Annotated in this window: 10 protein-coding genes; 1 reads left to right on the top strand and 9 read right to left on the bottom strand. The window is 62.6% G+C overall.

Annotated features, from left to right (window positions below; translation table 11 throughout):
* The first annotated feature begins 48 nt into the window (after window positions 1-48).
* The gene (locus tag FG13_RS20665) at window positions 49-2589 is read left to right on the top strand and encodes a KAP family P-loop NTPase fold protein (protein WP_081922661.1); all 2541 of its coding nucleotides are present in this window, start codon (window positions 49-51) and stop codon (window positions 2587-2589) included.
* A 64-nt stretch (window positions 2590-2653) separates the two neighbouring features.
* Here the strand turns inward: FG13_RS20665 and FG13_RS20660 are convergent, their stop codons facing one another.
* The 9 genes from FG13_RS20660 to hppD all read right to left on the bottom strand — a co-directional run bounded on the left by FG13_RS20660 (window position 2654) and on the right by hppD (window position 17655).
* Window positions 2654-3238, bottom strand: coding sequence for a tyrosine-protein phosphatase (locus tag FG13_RS20660; RefSeq protein WP_035823920.1), 585 nt, complete (start codon window positions 3236-3238; stop codon window positions 2654-2656).
* On the bottom strand, window positions 3235-3717 hold the full coding sequence (locus FG13_RS20655) for a hypothetical protein (protein ID WP_035823918.1): 483 nt from the start codon (window positions 3715-3717) through the stop codon (window positions 3235-3237). The genes FG13_RS20660 and FG13_RS20655 overlap by 4 nt, the downstream gene beginning before the upstream one ends.
* Window positions 3714-4856 carry an MGDG synthase family glycosyltransferase gene (locus FG13_RS20650; protein WP_035823916.1) on the bottom strand — a complete coding sequence of 381 codons (1143 nt, stop codon included), beginning with the start codon at window positions 4854-4856 and terminating at the stop codon, window positions 3714-3716. Before FG13_RS20650 ends, FG13_RS20655 begins: the two co-directional genes overlap by 4 nt.
* Before the next feature lie 111 nt (window positions 4857-4967).
* The gene (locus FG13_RS29120) at window positions 4968-6113 is read right to left on the bottom strand and encodes an ankyrin repeat domain-containing protein (RefSeq protein ID WP_051959299.1); all 1146 of its coding nucleotides are present in this window, start codon (window positions 6111-6113) and stop codon (window positions 4968-4970) included.
* A gap of 61 nt (window positions 6114-6174) precedes the next feature.
* The gene (locus FG13_RS20640; protein WP_051959297.1) at window positions 6175-7995 is read right to left on the bottom strand and encodes a M14 family metallopeptidase; all 1821 of its coding nucleotides are present in this window, start codon (window positions 7993-7995) and stop codon (window positions 6175-6177) included.
* Window positions 7996-8120: 125 nt separating this feature from the next.
* Complete coding sequence (locus tag FG13_RS20635; RefSeq protein ID WP_035823913.1) at window positions 8121-10841, bottom strand: TonB-dependent receptor plug domain-containing protein; 2721 nt, start codon at window positions 10839-10841, stop codon at window positions 8121-8123.
* Between the two features lie 163 nt (window positions 10842-11004).
* Complete coding sequence (locus FG13_RS20630; protein ID WP_035823910.1) at window positions 11005-12507, bottom strand: S41 family peptidase; 1503 nt, start codon at window positions 12505-12507, stop codon at window positions 11005-11007.
* Window positions 12508-12630: 123 nt separating this feature from the next.
* A complete protein-coding gene (locus FG13_RS20625) occupies window positions 12631-16227 on the bottom strand; it encodes an indolepyruvate ferredoxin oxidoreductase family protein (protein WP_035823907.1) in 3597 nt (1198 codons plus the stop codon).
* Between the two features lie 300 nt (window positions 16228-16527).
* Window positions 16528-17655, bottom strand: a complete 1128-nt coding sequence (gene hppD, locus FG13_RS20620; RefSeq protein WP_034753093.1) for a 4-hydroxyphenylpyruvate dioxygenase — start codon at window positions 17653-17655, stop codon at window positions 16528-16530.
* Window positions 17656-17699: the final 44 nt, after the last annotated feature.

Genomic DNA, 17699 nt, shown 5'->3' with positions numbered 1-17699 from the left:
CCGGTAAAACGTGATTGGAATCGCAATCATGCCTGATTCGCCCCCGGCATGTCCAAATCCATGCCTGAAAGCAGGTTGGCACAGACAGCCAGACGATTGATCTGGCGCAGATGGCGCACGTCAAATAGGCGAAAAATCAAGCATGGCAGCCTGAGTGTCCCGGATACCCGGCCGGCCAATCGAGGAGCGGCCATCATGAGAGAACAGTCAGACGGCAACACCGAGTCCAGGTCGGCGCTGGTGGAAGAACAGCCAGCGATGCCTGTCCCGGGCAGCGAGCTATTGGCATTGCTGCGCCAGGCCCACGCGCTGGCCACAATGAAAGATCCGCCGTCACGTTCGATCACCACCAGCCTGATGCTGTTCACCCTGGCCAGGGCCGATGACCTTGTACAGCCATCAATACAGGCGCCGCCCGACGCGCTCTTTTTTAGCCGCGCACTCAAGGAACTGGCCGGTGAGAGCTTGCAGGCGACATGGTCCGGATATTTTTCGTTCCAATACAGCAGTATCAGCGCCCCCTTGGCCAGCGAGACCAGTACGGACGAGCTTACCTATTCGCTGAATGCCGAAAAATGGCTGAGCAATGCGGCTGTCGCGGCACGCCAGGCCGGTCGCGACAGCGTCACGGTGGGCGACTTGATCAGCGCGCTATGGTCCTTAAGGGAAGGCAAATTCATGTCCTTGCTGCACCAGATGGGCATCGACATGGCACAGCTGCAAGCCGCCTACGAACGGCACCCGCTGGCGAAGGTGGCCCAGCAATCAGCCGAAAACGTACTCGACATTCTGGCGCATGACCACCCTTCATTGCTGGACTACATGGAATTTGCGCAATACGCGATCGCGATCGTGGCTTTCCTCACCAGCGACCAAACCCGCGGCTCCATCAGTATCAGCATCCAGGCGCCATGGGGCGCCGGCAAATCTTCGCTGATGCGCCAGATCCAGCATCAGCTCGATCCTCCGAGGCCCGCCGAGCCAGAAAGCGGCACGTTCAAGACGCGCGATGTGCTGCGCTTTCTCGACCGGAAATCCGGGCCCGACAAGCAAGTATTCGTCGACGAAAGCAAGCGCTGGACCGTCTGGTTCAATGCCTGGAAATACGAAAGTTCCGAGCAAGTCTGGGCCGGCCTGGTGGACGCCATCGTCAGTCAGGTCAGCGACCGGCTGAGCCCTGTCGAACGCGAGCTATTCCTGTTGCGCCTGAATCTGTCGCGCATAGACGATGGCGTGGTGCGCAGAAAAATCTATGACCGGGTCGGCACTTTCTGGTGGATCAAGGTGCGCCGCTGGCTGCTGGGGGCCATGGGCCTGATCATCAGTCTGGTGAGCGTGTCGCTCATTCCGCCCGATAGTCTGCCTGCGGCGATCAGGACATGGCTCGATGCCGCTGCCGCGGCCATTCCGACAGCCATCGGCACGCAAATTGCGATTACCGTGTATGCGGTACAGGCCTTCTTCAGCAGTAGAAAAAAGGTAGCGGACGAGCCTGCCAAATTCAGTCTGGCGGAATATGTCCGCGTGCCCGACTATGCCAGGACGGTCGGCATCATGCACCAGATTCACCAGGATTTGCGACGCGTGATGCACTCTCTGCCCCAGCGTCGCACGCAACATGGCGATGGCGCGTCCGTCATCGCGCCACTGGTCATCTTCATCGATGACCTCGACCGTTGCTCGCCCGGCAAAATAGCCAGCGTCGTCGAGGGTATCAACACGTTCCTGGCAGGCGACCAGTCCGAATTCCTGTTTGTGATCGGCATGGATCCGCAGATCGTCGCGGCGGCGCTCGAGCACGCGCACAGGGACATCAAGAAGCAATTGCCCTCCTATGAAAAACTGGTGCCGCTGGGATGGCGCTTCATGGACAAATTCATCCAGCTGGCGTTTACCATTCCGCCCAGCCGGCATTTGAAAAATGGCAAATTTATCGATTATCTGATCGGCTCGGAATCGCAAGCCGGCGCTGCCGCGTCGGCAGGATCCGGGGCACAACAGGCTTCCCATGCCGGCGCAGCGGAAGCGCAAACGCGTGCCCGGACGAAAAGCGAGGCGCCGCAGGACGCCAGTGAGCGGCAGCGCCGCGCCAGCTCGCAATTCATGCGGGATGGCAAAGACGTGCAGACCGTCCTGCGCGGCATCAGCAAAGAGTATGCGTGCGGGCCACGGGAAATCAAGCGCACGCTCAATTTCGTGCGCTTTGTGCTGCTGCTGCGCATTGCACGGATAAGCCATGGCTTGCCGGTGCCGTCGCTGGCGCAATACCAGCGCTGGATCGTGCTATGCATACGCTGGCCGGACATGGCCCTGTGGCTGCAATGGGGTGGCTCGATGCCGCCCCATGCCAGCACCACGCCCAGCATGGATGATGTGGTCTCCAGGCGCTTGTGCTGTCTCGAGGAATGCAGCGCCTTGCCCGACAATGACCGTGAAAAATGGAGCACCAGCGCCGCTATCCGGCTAGGCCTGCCTTCCGGCCAAGTGAGCTGGCTGGAAGATCCCGAGATCTACCATTTTTTTTCGCATGAAACATCGCTGCCAAGGGAAGAGCGCCTGTCCAGCGGCGCGGTGATCGGGTTTTATTAATGTGTCGCGAATGCGCGGTCAGTGCCGGCGATGGGAGGCAGTCACGCCTCTCCAGCAGCATGGCTCAGGGAGCCTTTCCGTCAATCTGCGCGCGCAGTGCCGCCACGTCGACGCGCTTGAGGTAGCTTTCGATGTTCTTCCATACGGCGTGATAGCCGTACCCGCCATTTTTCAGCTCGTCGATCGCCTTCTCGCGCGGCCAGTCCTGGTACAGCATGCGGTACATGGCGGCCATCATGCCCGTGCGGTCGGCGCCGTGCAGGCAGTGCAGCAGCACGGGTCCCTGCTGTGCTGCGGCGCGGATGGCGCGCATGGTGTCGATCACGTGCTTGTCGCGGATGGCCCAGGTATTGATGGGAATGCGCACGGCGCGGATGCCGCTGCCATCGAGCACCTGCGTATCGGAGTGAAAGGAGCGCAGGCTGATCACCGTCTTCACGCCCAGCGCCTGCAGCTGGGCCACGTCGCTGCTATCGAGCCTGGCGCTGCGGTACAGGACGGGCGTGACCTGGTGCAGGTTCGACACCTGCGGCAGCGGCGTGGCCCACTCGGCATTGCGCTGCGGCGGCAGGGGCGCCTGCGCGCCGACGGAACCGGCCGCCAGGGCCAGGGACAACAGCAGGAGATACGACGAGGGCGGCAAGGTCATGACTTCCTCTTGTATGAAAACCACAGCAGTACGCCGGCCAGCAGCAGCGACACCCAGTAGTCGGTCGGCGCCCACCACAGCCAGTGCTTGTGCCAGGCGATGTGGGCCGGATTGAAGTGCGCCACGCCATAGGCGGGATTGAGCACGAACCACAGATAATCCTCGATGATCCAGAACAGCATGATGCAGCCGATGGCGCGACATTCAAGACGCAGCGACCATTGCGCCAGGAAGATCATGGGGAAATGGAAAAACAGGGCGATAAAGGGAAAGACCCAGGCATGGTAGCCCGTCATCGGCCGCCCGCCCCAGAAGATATCGAGCAGCCAATGGCTTTCGATGCGCCAGGTGGGCAGGTTCGCGGCCCAGCCGGCCGCGCCTTCGATCTGGATTTCCACCTGCGCAAAAAATAATCCCAGCAGCGCCACCCAGGCCAGGGTCAGGGCGATCTGCCAGGGTTTTGCTACGGCGCCCGTCATGCCACGCTCTGCGCCAGCACCTGCGTCAACACGTCACAGGCGGCGCGCGGACGGCCCAGGGCCAGCGCCTTTGCGCGCATCGCTTGCAACTGTTCAGGATGTTCAAGCAGCAGGCGCACGCGGTATTCCAGGGTGACGGCATCGAATGCCTTCAGGGCCACGCCCTGCTCCAGCAGATAATCGGCATTGCGCTCTTCCTGGCCGGGTATCGGCGAGTTGACGATCATGGGCAAGCCCAGCGCCAGGCATTCGGACGTAGTCAGGCCGCCCGGCTTGGTGATCACCAGGTCGGCGCACGCCATCAGGCGCTCGACTTCGCTGGTGAAGCCTTGCGCCAGCAGCCGGCCCGGATACTGGCCGGCCAGTGTCTGCAGCGCCGCCAGCGCGGCGGCGTTTTTCCCCGCCAGCACGATCAGCTGGAAGTCGCCTGGCAGCGCCAGCAGGCGCGCGGCGACCGTTTCAAGGCTGCCCAGTCCCGCTCCGCCGCCCATCAGCAAGATCGTCGTGCGCCGCGGGTCGAGGCCAAACGCCTGCGCGCACGACACGCGCTCGGGCGCCTGCGCGAACGCGGGCATGATGGGGATGCCCGTCACGTGGATGCGCTCGGCGGGGATGCCTTCGTGGCGCATGCGGAACGCCACTTCGTCGGTGGCGGCGAAATAACCTTCCATCTGCTCGTGCACCCACATGCGATGCAAGTCGAAATCCGTGACCTGCACCCACACTGGGCAAGCCAGCTGCTGCTGGCGCAGTGCGCGCGACAGCAGTTCGGCCGGCAGGAAATGCGTGCAGAGGATGGCGTCGGGCTGGAAGGCGGCGATCTGCGTCATCAGCGCGCGCGTATTGAGGCGCTCGACGGCGCGGCGCAAGCGCTGCATCGAGCTGTCGCGCGGCGCATCGTGGGTGGCATGATACAGATAGCCCCACAGCGCGGGCGCCTTGTTGACCAGCTTGATATAAAAATCCGTGTACAGCTTGCGGAAGGCGGGCGTGACGAAATCCATCACGTCAAGATGCAGGGCCAGCGCCGCAGGGCCACCACCGTGGCCATCGTGCGCCGCATATGCCTCGATGGCCTGCGCCGCGCGCATGTGGCCGGCGCCGGCCGAAACGCTCAGGAGTAGAATTTTTTGTGTCATGGAAAACCAATCCGGGGAACAGGTGAGCGCGGACGCGGAAAATTTATTGGCAGGATAACATTGCTGCAAGCTGGCCGGCTTGATCTGGCCCTGCGCGCGTGCAGGCCGGTGCTAGCCAATCACGGGGATGGGCAGGGCCGACACTTTCCAGCTGCCTTTGAGCTTGCGCTCCATCAAGGCCGGCAAGGCGCTGGCGTCGGGCGCGCCTTTTTTGGTAAATGCCACCGGCACCAGCAGATAGATGGTGACCTTGTCATCGTCGGCGATGTCTTCTTCCTCCGGCGCCGGATTCCAGCGCTTGTCGATGGCCAGCAACGCATCGACGCCGTCCGGCCACGCCAGGTCCGCCAGGTGCGGATCGTCGCGCCGCAGCAGCTCGCCCGCCGCCAGGCTGGCCTGGTCGAGCGTGCGCCGTCCCAGGCGTGCCAGCAGCGCCACGGGAAAGCGCCAGGGGCTGTGCTCCGCGAAGCCGTGCACGGTCAGCGGCCAGCGGGCCGGCAGGCACAAAGCCAGTTCCGTCATCGGCGATTGCTGGAACAAGCCAACCGTAAACAACAGCTTGAAATCGCGCTTGCCGCCGATGCAGCTAATGCCCAGCGAAAAGCGCGCGTCGCCACTGTCCGGACTGAACACGGCCGGCAGCACCCAGCCGGCGCTGTTGTGCATGAAGGTGCGGATCGATTCCTGCGGCGAGGCGGCCGCTTGCTGCGGCACGTCGAGTATGCTCACGCCGCCGGCGGCAGCGAGCAATCGGGCGATGGCGGGAAAGCCCCAGCCGGTGGCGATATCGACGGGCGCCTGGTTCCAGCGCGTATGCAGGCGGTTCGGATTGGCGCCCCGTTGCAGCAGCAATGCGACCACGTCCTGATGGCCGCCAACGCAGGCGCTGTCCAGCGGCGAGAGTATATTGTCCGGCAAGCCATCGACGGCGGCGCCCTGCTCGAGCAGCCAGCGGCAAGTATCGAGGTGGCCATGGCTGGCCGCCGCGTCCAGCGGCGTCAGGTTGCGGTACCCGGGCAAGGGCAGATCGACGTCCATGCCCAGCGATACGAGCAGGGCGCAGACCTCGCGGCTGCCGCCGGCGGCGGCCAGGTGCAGCAGCGATTCGCCGTCATCCATGTTGTAGCGGCGCAAGGTCAACAACAGCGGTGTGGCCTCGAGCAGGCTGCGCACCTGTTCCACCTGATTCTCGTCCACGGCGTCGCACAGGCGAAAAAACGCCTCGCGGTGCTGGTTATAGAGTGTTTTGTCGACCATGCCTGTTCCCTGCTCGTGGTGGCGGCGCCATCATCGAGCGGAGAATAGCATTTTCTTTCGATTAATCTGCGCGATGTGACAACTTCGGTGTGCGCGTCGGCGGCAATGCCAGGCCGGCCGGCGCGGCATCCGTGCGCAGCACCGGATACAGGTTCAGGCGCTCATCCCAGGAAGCGTGGCGGCGAGCGAAGAACTCCAGGCGTGCGGCCGGGCTCTTGGCAAATACAGGATCGCTGGCCAGCTTTGCGTGGAACTGCGCCGCCAGCGCCGGGTCGGCCGCCAGCTGCGCGCGCGCCACGTCTTCGGCCACGTATTCTTCCATGTATTCCTTGCGCTCGAAGGCCGTATTGAAACTGCCCCAGGCCAGCAGCGAATCGGGGGCGCGCGGCTCGAACAGGGCTACGACCAGGCGCGCCTTGGCCTGGTTGACGGGCACGTACAGCGCGCCCGCAGCGACCACGCGCTCCTCTTTCTGCCACTCGCCCTGCACGGCCGTCGTCTGGCGTCCCTCGAACGACTGCGCCCCGAATTTGACGGCCGTGGCGCGGAAGGTTTCGACCGGCAGCTTGCCCGGCGCGCCGGCGAGCACCTGGTACGACACGCCGTGCTGGCGCAGCTTGGCCGCCACCATCTGCGCCTGCGCGGCGGGCACCAGATAGCCGGCTTTCGGCGCAGCCTGCTGCAGGTCGGGCACGATCTCGTCGCGCAGGGGTACGTTCCAGATCTGCGGCGTCGTTTCGTCGTAGCGCGTCATCAGCGTGCCCGATACTTCGGATGGCGTGCGCGTGTAGGCGTAGCCGCGAAACGCGATCATGCGGCTCTTGTCCGTGGTTTTATACGTGAGCGGCAAGGTCGTACCGGCCAGCTGCGCGGCGCGCGCGTCCGCCTCGAGCGCCGTTTGCCGCCACTGCGCGCCATGCTGCGCCACTTGCGACAGCAGCGAGACGATGGTGTTGCGCGTGATGCGCACGCGGGTCGGATAATCCTTCCACGAATGGGTTTCCACCAGCATGCCGAAGCGGTTGCGCAGCTGGAAATAGCCGTGCGAGAAGCGCGGGTTCGGCGCCGAATCGACAAAACCCGATTGCGGATTGTCGTTCTCGGCAAACGAAATATAGAACGGCTTCGGGTCCGAGCCCTGCTTGGCCAGATCGGCCAGGACATTGTCGCGCAAGGCCGTGCCGGCCACGCGCAGTGCAGCATCGCCTGCATGCACGGGTTCGACCTGAATCGAGATATCGGGTTCGAACTGGGCGCCATCGGTGACGTGCAGGTCGACATACGCCAGCGGATCCCAGGCATTGACCAGCGCCAGCATGTGCTGCATCTCGGGCGTATCGGCCTTCATGTATTCGCGGTTCAGATTGTAGTTTTGCGCCGTGCTGCGCCAGCCCATTTCCACGGGGCCGCGCTGGTTCGGACGGTTCCACTGGCCGAAGCGCTCATGCCCGTCAACGTTAAATACGGGCACGAACAGCAGCACCTGTTTATCGAGCGCGCCGGGCGCCGCCTTGCCCTCCAATACTTCGCGCAAGGCCAGGAAACCCGCATCCTTGCCGTCGATTTCCCCCGCATGGATACCACCCTGCACCAGCAGTACCGGTATCTTGCGCAGCTTGGCCGCGTCCGGCGTCAGCGCACCCGTGTTCGAGACGGCCAGCGCCAGCATGGGGCGGTTTTCCGGCGTGCGGCCAAATTCCACGCAGCGCACCTGCTTTGGATAGCGCGCCTGGAACTGGCGGCACAAGACTTCCACCTCAGCGTAGCGGCCCGTATTTAAAAAGCCCGAGCGCTCGGCCACCGTGGTCAACGGCGAAGCGGCAGATACAGGGGCAGAAAACAGAGACAACAAGGCTGCGGACAACACGGCGTGGCGTAGCATGGGTCAAACTCCATCGAGAGAGGACAAGCGGGCAATTATAGAGTGGCGGTGAGGTAAAAACGCCGTGGCAAATAAAAAAGCCGGAACAGCGTCAGCTGCTCCGGCCTTGCTCTGGCACGCGTGAATTACGAGCCAAAGTGGTAGTTGAATTCGACCCATCCCTGGCGGCCTTGCGGGCTGTAGTTGCCGATCGGGTAGTACGGCCAGCCGTTGCTGGTGTCGCGCTTGATCTTGTCGAAGACGTTGTTGACGATCAGCGACACGGTGGCGCGGTCGTTGATGCGGTACACGGTGCTGATGTTGGCCAGTGCCGTCGGCGTCAGGTAGCCCTTGCCGGCAGAGTCAGGCACCTTGCCGTAGCGGCTGACGAGCAAGGTATTCGACCAGTCGCCTGCGCCCCAGTTGACGCTCAGGTTCAGCTTGTCGGGCCAGTCCCGGTTGGTCATCGATTTGGTTTCATCGGTCTCTGCGTCACCGGCGAATTGCTGCGATTTCTTGCTCAGCACCCGGGCGTAGTTGGCCTTGAAGGCGAAGCGGCCATAGTCTGCCGTGCGCAGCAAATACTTCAGGCTGACGTCGATGCCGCTGCTGCTTTGCTTGGCCGCGTTGATCGGGTTGACGGTGATGGTCTTGATCTCGCCCGCCTTGTTCAAGGCATTGGCCGCGTAACGCTCGATGCGGCCCACGGTATCGATACAGGTCGGCGAGCCGATGTCGGCCTTGCCCAGGCGGCAATCGGATTCGTCGCGCAGCAGCTTGTCGGCGTCCAGGTTCGTCACCAGGTCGTCGATCTTGATGTTCCAATAGTCGACCGAGACGTCGAAATTGGCACTCGGCGACCAGACGGCGCCCACGCCGAAGGACTTACCCTTTTCCGACTGCAGCTCGCGGCTGCCGTTCTGCACGTAATCGGCGCCCGGCGATTTATTCGCGTACTCGCAGCCGTCGATGGCCTGTCCGGCGGCGTCGCAACGGTAGTAATCGGTGGTGCTCGCATAATAGCCTTTGCCGCGGGCCTGGTAGATGTAGTTCATGTCCGGCGCACGGAAGCTGGTGGCGTAGTTGGCGCGGAACAGCAGCTCCGGCGCCGGGCGCAGTTCCAGCCCGCCGTTGTAGGTGAACTTGCCTTCCTTGCGGCCGGCAAAGCTGTAGCGGTCATAACGGCCAGCCACGGTACCGGTCAGCTTCTCATGCAGCGGCACATTCAATTCCGCGCCCAGCGCATAGCGCGAACGGGTGCCGGCCGTGGTGCCCGAACCGGTGGCGATATTGAAATAGCCCTGGTCGATGCGCGCATCGGGTTCGTTGCTGAAGCCCTGCTTGCTCGCCTCGGCAATCGTGGCGATTTTCACCGTGCCGGCAGGCAGCTGGAACAGGTCGCCATTCGTGGCCAGGCTCAGGGTATTCGTCCAGGCCTTGTCACGGCTGTCGCTGTAGCCGCTGATGCTGTCGAATTCGGCCGGCGTCAGGCGGCGCGACAAGCGCGCCGCATCCGGCGCGTAAATGGCCACGCCCTTGGCATCCGTGCCCAGCTTGGGTCCCAGGAAGAAGCTGTCGATGTTCGACAACATGCGCGGCGTGTGGCCTTCGCTCTTGTAGATGGAAGCGTTGTAGTTGGCTTCATACTGCCAGGCCGTGCCAGGAATACGGCCCTTGGCGCCCAGCGAGATGGCCGTGGCCAGGTCCTCCCAACTGCGCTTGTAGCGCTGCACGCCGCCGATTTCCTCGGGCGCCATGAAGCGGGTCCACTCTTCGTAGGCGCCGCTGTTCTGGTTCAGGAAGTAGCCGTTGCCCAGCGAGGCAGAGGTCCACGACGGGCCGCGCGTCGTGTTGACGGTCTTGTTCTTGCCAAGCAAAAAGTCGGCAAACAGGGTCGTATCGGCATCGAGCTCGTAATTGGCGCTGCCGAACACGTTCTGGCTGCTGTTTTTGGTCTGCGTGGTCCAGTAGGTCGGACGGGCTTTCGGGCTGGCGCAATAGCTGCCGTTCTTCGCCTGGTACTTGACGACGCTGCCGCCGAACATGTCGCCGAACTGGTTGCAGGTGTCGCCCAGGTCGACATAGCTGCCGGACGTGCCGGACGCAACCACGCGGCGCGAAGCAATCGTGGTCGGCACGCCGGAGCGGCTGGTCATGAAGTCGCGGTCCATGCTCCACAGCGGGTCGCGTTCACTCAGTTCCACACTAAACAGGGTATGCAGCTTGTCGACATTGCCGCCGCCCGTCAATTGCACGCGCTGGTTGCCGGCGCCGCCGCGCGAGGTACCGCCAACCTTGACGTTGATATCGAAGCCTTCCGCCTGCTTTTTCAGGATCACGTTGACCACGCCGGCGATCGCGTCGGAGCCATAGATGGCCGAGGCGCCGCCGTTGAGGATTTCGATGCGGTCGACAATGCTGGCCGGGATGTTCGCCAGGTTGGTGAAGTTGACGGCGCCGTCATAGGCGATGGGGAAGTCGGCCAGGCGGCGGCCGTTCAGCAGGATCAGGGTATGGTTTGGACCCAGGCCGCGCAGGCTGATGGTATTGGCCGACGGCGTGAAGGTATTGCCGTAATCCTCGCCCTGCGTAAAACCGCTGTTCTGCACCTGGCTGGTCAGCGCGTCGAAGACGTTCTTGTAGCCCTGCTTGGTGATTTCGTCGCCGGTCAGGATGGTGACGGAAGACGGGCCTTCCAGACTGGCGCGGGGAATGCGCGAACCGGTGACCACGACGGCTGGCGGGGTGGCCGCCGGCTGCTGATCCGCTGCGGGCGCTTGCGTTTGCGCGTGCGCCTGCCATGCGGTGCCGCCCAGGATGGCCAGTACGCCAAGGCTGAGCGGGGTTAACTTAAACTGTTTCGACATCGTTGCGCTTCTCAAGGTGGGAGAAAAGCGGGAAGATAGCAAAATGCCAGTCATTCCAGAACGAATGGATTCATCTTTCTATATATCAAAATTGTTATATAGAAAGATTCATGAGCAGGAAATCGTTACGCGCTGACCCTGGCGCATGGCAGGAATATACGCTTTAGCGGCGCATGATGGCAATTTCCTTGTGCAGTGGCCGCAACAGGCGCGTGGCCGTGTCGGCCGGACTCTCGATCGAACTCAACAGCCTGATGGCGCCCGTGGCCGGCGTGCAGCTGCCGCTGCTGCGGTAGCGCAGCGCCGCCGCCAGCATGCCTTCGGCCGGATCGCCCAGCTGGTGCTGGTAATCATCGGCCACGTCGCAGGTCGGCGCCATGCCGTCGGCAAAGTCGCCAAAGCCCTTGGCGTTGACGCCCTGGAACTGCACGGCAAAATACGTGGTGCCGCAATTGGGCGTGGGATAGAAACCGTAGGGCTTGCCGCACGTCGTGCCGCCGATCAGGTTCACTTGCACGTCTACGCCGCGCAAGCCGTTGATGATCGCTTCGCTGGCCGAACAGGTATTGCCCGTCGTCAGCAAGGTCACGCGCTTGAGACCCAGCGTAGGCAACGGCGTCCCCTTGGACAGGGGATTGGGCCCGGCAAAGCCCTGGCTTTGCGCATGGAATGGCACGGGTGCTTCCGGCCGCGTCTTGTCATTGAAGAGCACCTGCTCGAAGGTCTTGCCGGTGGTCACTTGCGGGCCGGCAATCATGTAAGCGAGTTCGCTGGCGACATCGAGGTAACCGCCGCCGTTGTAGCGCACGTCGAGCACCAGGTCGCTGATGCCGGCCGCCTGGAAGCGGCCCATGGTTTCGGCCAGCTGGCGTTCGGCCACGTTGTTGTGGGTGTTGAAGGTCAGGTAGCCCACCTTGCCCGTCGGCGTGTCGATGATGCGCTCGTTTTGCACGGCGCTGGTGCTCACGTCCAGCGCCGTCAGGCTCACGGACAGGGGCGCGCCGTTGCGGCTGAAGCCCAGCGTGTGCGTGCCTTGCGCCTTGGGGAACAGGCCGGCGTTGAGGATACCCACACTGGCAGCGTCCGGGGCATGGACGAAATCGACGCCATCGACGGTTTGCAGCACGTCGCCGCGCCGCAAGCCCGCCCGGTCGGCCGGCGAGCCTGGCTCGATGATCGAGATCACCGCCGTGCGCGGCGGCGTGCTACGCGTCAGCGCCAGCAGCATGCCGTAACCGAGTTCCACGCCGTTGAGCGAGGCTTCCCACTCTGCCGTCGACAAGGTGAAATGAAACTGGTCCTTCGGCTTGCCGGACGCCGTCGTGGCCGTCGTTTTCAGCACATCAAAATACGCCTTGGCCGTGGTGAAGCTTTGCGGCTGGTAGGTGGTCGGCACTTCGCGGTACCACAGATACGTTTCATCGATCCAGCTGCGCACCCATGTCTGCTCATCGAGCAAGCTGCCAGACTTGTCGATGCTGCTGCCGCTGCGCGGTGCCTCGCAGCGGTTCGCGACCGTCGAGGACGCGACCAACGCCGTCGGGCCCACCGGCGTCAAGGGTGGCACGACGGGCGCGCTGTCGCTGCCGCCTCCTCCGCCTCCGCCGCAGGCACTCAACAACAATACGAGAGGAACGGCCAGGGATGAGAGGCGCAGGGCAGGCATGACAAACTTTCTGAAAAGAAATTATCTAAAAATTATAATGCGTTTTGCCAGCAGACGTTGTTTTCTTTGATACAAAAAAATGGCGCCCGCAGGCGCCATTGCTACTGTGTTTCGCTCACCCCATCACGCCACGGTGGCCGCCACGGGCGCCGCCACGACGGGCGGCAGCGGCGTCGGTGCATTGAAGGCGATCAGCAGACTGGCTTCCTTCTCTTTCGCGGCCTTCAAATGACGCTCCTTCACGTGGCCATAGCCGCGGATGTCTTCCGGGATGCTGGCGATGGCCACGGCTTGCGCCAGCTTGGCCGTCGTCAGTTTCGGCAGCAAGCCGCCCACCGTCGCGCGGTACTCAAGAATCAGCGCGCGCTCCATCTTGCGCTCGGCCGTGTGGCCGAAGATGTCAAACGCCGTACCGCGCAAGCCCTTGAACCTGGCCAGCACGCCGAACGCCTTCATCATCCACGGGCCGAATTCCTTCTTCACCAGATGGCCCTGGGCGTCGGTTTTCGCCATGATCGGCGGCGCCAGGTGGAACTTGAGCTTGATGTCGCCTTCGAACATGGCGGCGATCTTCGCCTGGAAGGCGCCGTCCGTGTACAGGCGCGCCACTTCGTACTCGTCCTTGTACGCCATCAGCTTGTAGAAGTAGCGGGCCACGGCTTCCGTCAGACGCAAGTGCGGGCCATTCAAGGCGCTTTCGGCGGCACGTACCTGTTTGATGAAATCCAGGTACTGCTGCGCATACGCGCGGTCCTGGTAGGCCGTCAGCAGGGCCACGCGTTTTTCGATCAGGTCGTCGAGCGTTTCGATGCGCTTGAATTCCACCACCTTGGCTGGCGTTGTCATGCGCACCAGGCTGGCCGCGTCGTGGGCACCGGCGCGGCCCCAGTTGAAGGCGGCCTTGTTGAACGCCACCGAGACGTTGTTCAAATCGATGGCTTTCATGATGGCCGCTTCGCTCAATGGCACTTTACCCTTTTGCCAGGCATAGCCGAGCATGAACATGTTCGTCGCGATCGAGTCGCCCATCAGTGCCGTGGCGATCTGGCCCGCGTCGATGAAGTCCACGTGGTCGCTGCCGCACGCCTTTTCGATTTCCATGCGCGCGGAAGCACCGGGGAATTGCCAGTCCGGATTCTTCACGAAGGCGGCCGTCGACGAGCTGGTCGAGTTGATCATGGCCCAGCTGCGCCCTTCGCCCATGCGCGACAGCGCGTCACGGCTGGCCGTGACGATCAGGTCGCAGCCGATGACGAGATCAGCCGCGCCCGTGCCGACGCGCGTCGAGTGGATGTCTTCCTGGCGGTCCGCCAGACGCACGTGCGACATCACGGGGCCGCCTTTTTGCGCCAGGCCGCTCATGTCGAGCACGGAACAGCCCTTGCCTTCCACGTGGGCCGCCATGGCCAGGATCTGGCCGACGGTCACCACACCCGTGCCGCCGATGCCAGTGACCAGGATGCCGAACGGCTCTGCCGTCGAGGGAATGCTCGGTGTCGGCAAGGCCGGCGCGGCTGGCGCATCCTTGTCGGCGGCAGCAGCCTTCTTCGGCTTTTTCAAGCCGCCGCCTTCCACCGTCACGAAACTGGGGCAGAAACCCGTCGTGCACGAGAAATCCTTGTTGCAGGACGACTGGTTGATCTGGCGCTTGCGCCCCAGTTCCGTTTCCAGCGGTTCCACCGACAGGCAGTTCGATTGCACGGAGCAGTCGCCGCAGCCTTCGCAGACGGCTTCGTTGATGACGGCGCGCTTGGCCGGGTCCGGGTATTCATTGCGTTTCCGGCGGCGGCGTTTTTCCGAGGCGCAGGTCTGGTCGTAGATCATGGCCGACACGCCGGGCATGTCGCGCAGTTCGCGCTGCACGTCCATCAATTCCGAACGGTGGCGCACGGTGACGCCTTCCGCCCAGGCGTAATCGTCCGGGTATTTTTCCGGTTCGTCCGTGACGACGATGATCGGGCCCACGCCTTCGGCGGCGATCTGGCGCGAAATGATGGCCGGAGATAATGGCCCGTCGAATTCCTGGCCGCCCGTCATGGCTACCGCATCGTTGAACAGGATTTTGTAGGTGATATTCACCTTGGCCGAGACGGCGGCGCGGATAGCCAGGATGCCCGAGTGGAAATACGTGCCGTCACCAAGGTTGGTAAACACGTGCTTTTCATTCGTGAACGGCGCCTGCCCCACCCAGGTGACGCCTTCGGCGCCCATGTGGGTAAACGTCGACGTTTCGCGGTCCATCCACAGCACCATGTAGTGGCAGCCGATGCCAGCCAGCGCGCGCGAGCCTTCCGGCACTTTCGTGGAACTGTTGTGCGGGCAGCCGGAGCAGAAGAACGGCGTGCGGTCCTTTTGCGGATCGGGTTTCACGCTGATCGCTTTGAGCACATTCTCTTTGGCTTCCAGGTAGGCGATGCGCTCCTTCACGCGCTGCTCGACCGGGTGGCCCGCGTAGTAGCGCGAAATGCGGCTGGCAATCGCGCGGGCGATCATGGCCGGGTTCAGTTCATACGTGGCCGGCAGCAGCCAGTCGCCGTGACCGGTACCTTTCTGGTTGCTCCATTCGCCCGTGTCGTCGAACTTGCCGACCACGCGCGGACGCTCGCCATCCTTCAGGTTGTAGAGCTCTTCCTTCAGCGCGTATTCGAGGATTTGCCGCTTTTCTTCCACCACGAGGATTTCATCGAGGCCCTTGGCAAATTCGTGCACGCCGTCCGCTTCCAGCGGCCAGGTCATGCCGATCTTGTACAGGCGGATGCCGATGTCGGACGCCGTCTGCTCGTCGATGCCGAGGTCCGCCAGCGCCTGGCGCGTGTCGAGGTAGGATTTGCCGGCCGTGATGATGCCGATGCGCGCCTTCGGGCTGTCCCAGATGATTTTATTGAGCTTGTTGGCACGCGCATAGGCCAGCGCCGCATACCATTTGTAGCTGTTCATGCGTACTTCTTGTTCCAGCACCGTGTCGGGCCAGCGGATGTTCAGGCCACCGGCCGGCATCTCGAAGTCCGTCGGCAGGGTGATCTGCACGCGGTCCGGGTCGAAATCGACGGCGGCGCCCGACTCGATGATGTCGGTCACGCATTTCATCGACACCCATAGCCCCGTGTAGCGGCTCATGGCCCACGCATGCAAGCCGTAATCGATGTATTCCTGCACCGACGACGGATACAGCACGGGAATGCCGCACGCGTTCAGGATATGGTCGGACTGGTGCGCCGTGGACGAGGATTTGGCCGCATGGTCGTCGCCGGCCAGCACCAGCACGCCGCCATGCTTGGCGGAACCGGCGTTGTTCGCGTGTTTGAACACGTCGCCGCAGCGGTCGACGCCGGGGCCCTTGCCATACCACATGCCGAACACGCCGTCGTATTTCGCGTCTTCGAACAGATTCGTTTGCTGCGTGCCCCACACCGCCGTGGCGGCCAGGTCTTCGTTCAGGCCCGGATGGAATTTGACGTGGTGTTCATCGAGATATTTTTTTGCCTTGATCGCCGTCATGTCGACGGACGTCACAGGCGAACCGCGGTAACCGGTGATGTAGCCGGCCGTATTCAGGCCAGCCTTCAGGTCGCGCTCGCGCTGCAGCATGGGCAGGCGGATCAGCGCTTGCGTGCCCGTCATGAAGGCGCGGCCACGCTCCAAGGTGTATTTGTCGTTTAGCGAAATTTCGGACGCGTGCGCGCCCGGCTCAAGACTCGAGCCCTTGATTGGTGCATTCATTACTTGTCTCCATTATTCTCTGTGCTACGCGTGCAAAGTCGGTTGAACTCACACGTACCGGCCGCGCTTTGTGAGCATGCCGGTGCGGAAAAATGACTTGTTTGTCGTAGACTACCACAGGAAGGCGCGCAGTTCTTTTGCTGCACTGCACTCCTGCGTTCGTATCTTTTGCTGCTTTTTAGTGCTTCTTTTTGCGGGCATGTCGGGTTACGCCATTCTGGCTAACCCGACCTACATTGCTGGCCCCAGCCGTAGGTCGGATTAGCGCAGCGTAATCCGACATCCCGCTTATGAATCGGCTTACGCCGCGCTCGTATCTTTCAATACGCCGCGCTTGATCTGATCCAGCTCGATCGATTCGAACAGAGCGCGGAAATTGCCTTCGCCGAAGCCCTGGTCGCCCTTGCGCTGGATGATCTCGAAGAAGATCGGGCCGATCACCGTCTGCGTGAAGATTTGCAGCAGCAGTTCGCGTTCCGTTTCCGTGCTGTGGCCATCGATCAGGATGCGCAAACGGCGCAGTTCTTCCAGCTGTTCGCCGTGGTTCGGCAGGCGGCGATTGACCAGCTCATAGTAAGTTTCAATCGTGTCCTGGAAATCGATACCCGTATCGCGCATGCCTTGCACGGAGCCATAGATATCATCGGTGCCCAGCGCGATATGCTGGATGCCTTCGCCATGGTACTGGTCCAGGTATTCGGCGATCTGCGACTTGTCATCCGACGATTCATTGATCGGAATGCGGATCTTGCCGCATGGCGAAGTCATGGCTTTCGACTTCAGACCCGTATGCTTGCCTTCGATATCGAAGTAGCGCACTTCGCGGAAGTTGAACAGGTTTTCATAGAAACCGGCCCATTCCTTCATGCGGCCACGGTGCACATTGTGCGTCAGATGGTCGATATAGGTCAGGCCATGGCCGACGGGGTTGGCAACGGCGCCGGGAATGGCGACGAAGTCGACGTCATAGATGCTGATGTCGCCAATGCCGCCCGGTGCGGCCGCGTCCGGCTTGTCGGCGCCCTTGCCGCGCCAGCGGTCGACGAAGTACAGCAGCGAATCGCCCACGCCCTTGATGGCGGGGATATTCAGTTCCATCGGACCGGTTTTATTGTCGAAACCCCAGGCGCCCAGTTCCAGCGCGCGGCGGTAGACGAAAGCCGCGTCGTCGACGCGGATGGCGATGGCGCACACGGACGGGCCGTGATGGCGGGCAAAACGCTGCGCGAACGAATCTTGTTCGGCATTGATGATGAAATTGATGTCACCCTGGCGGTACAGGGTCACATCCTTGTGGCGGTGGCGCGCGATGGCCGTGAAGCCCATGTTCTCGAACAGCTTGCCCAATGCTTTTGGGTCTGGTGCTGCATACTCGACGAACTCGAAACCATCGGTACCCATCGGGTTATCCCAAGGCTGAAATTGCATGATGTCTCCTCCAAGAAGTAGCGCACAGTATAGGCGCGGTCTGT

It is taken from the genome of Janthinobacterium sp. RA13, from assembly GCF_000745325.1.
GTDB lineage: Bacteria > Pseudomonadota > Gammaproteobacteria > Burkholderiales > Burkholderiaceae_D > Janthinobacterium > Janthinobacterium rivuli.
The sequence above is the reverse complement of the archived record's forward strand: the minus strand, read 5'-3'. Positions and strand labels throughout refer to the sequence as shown.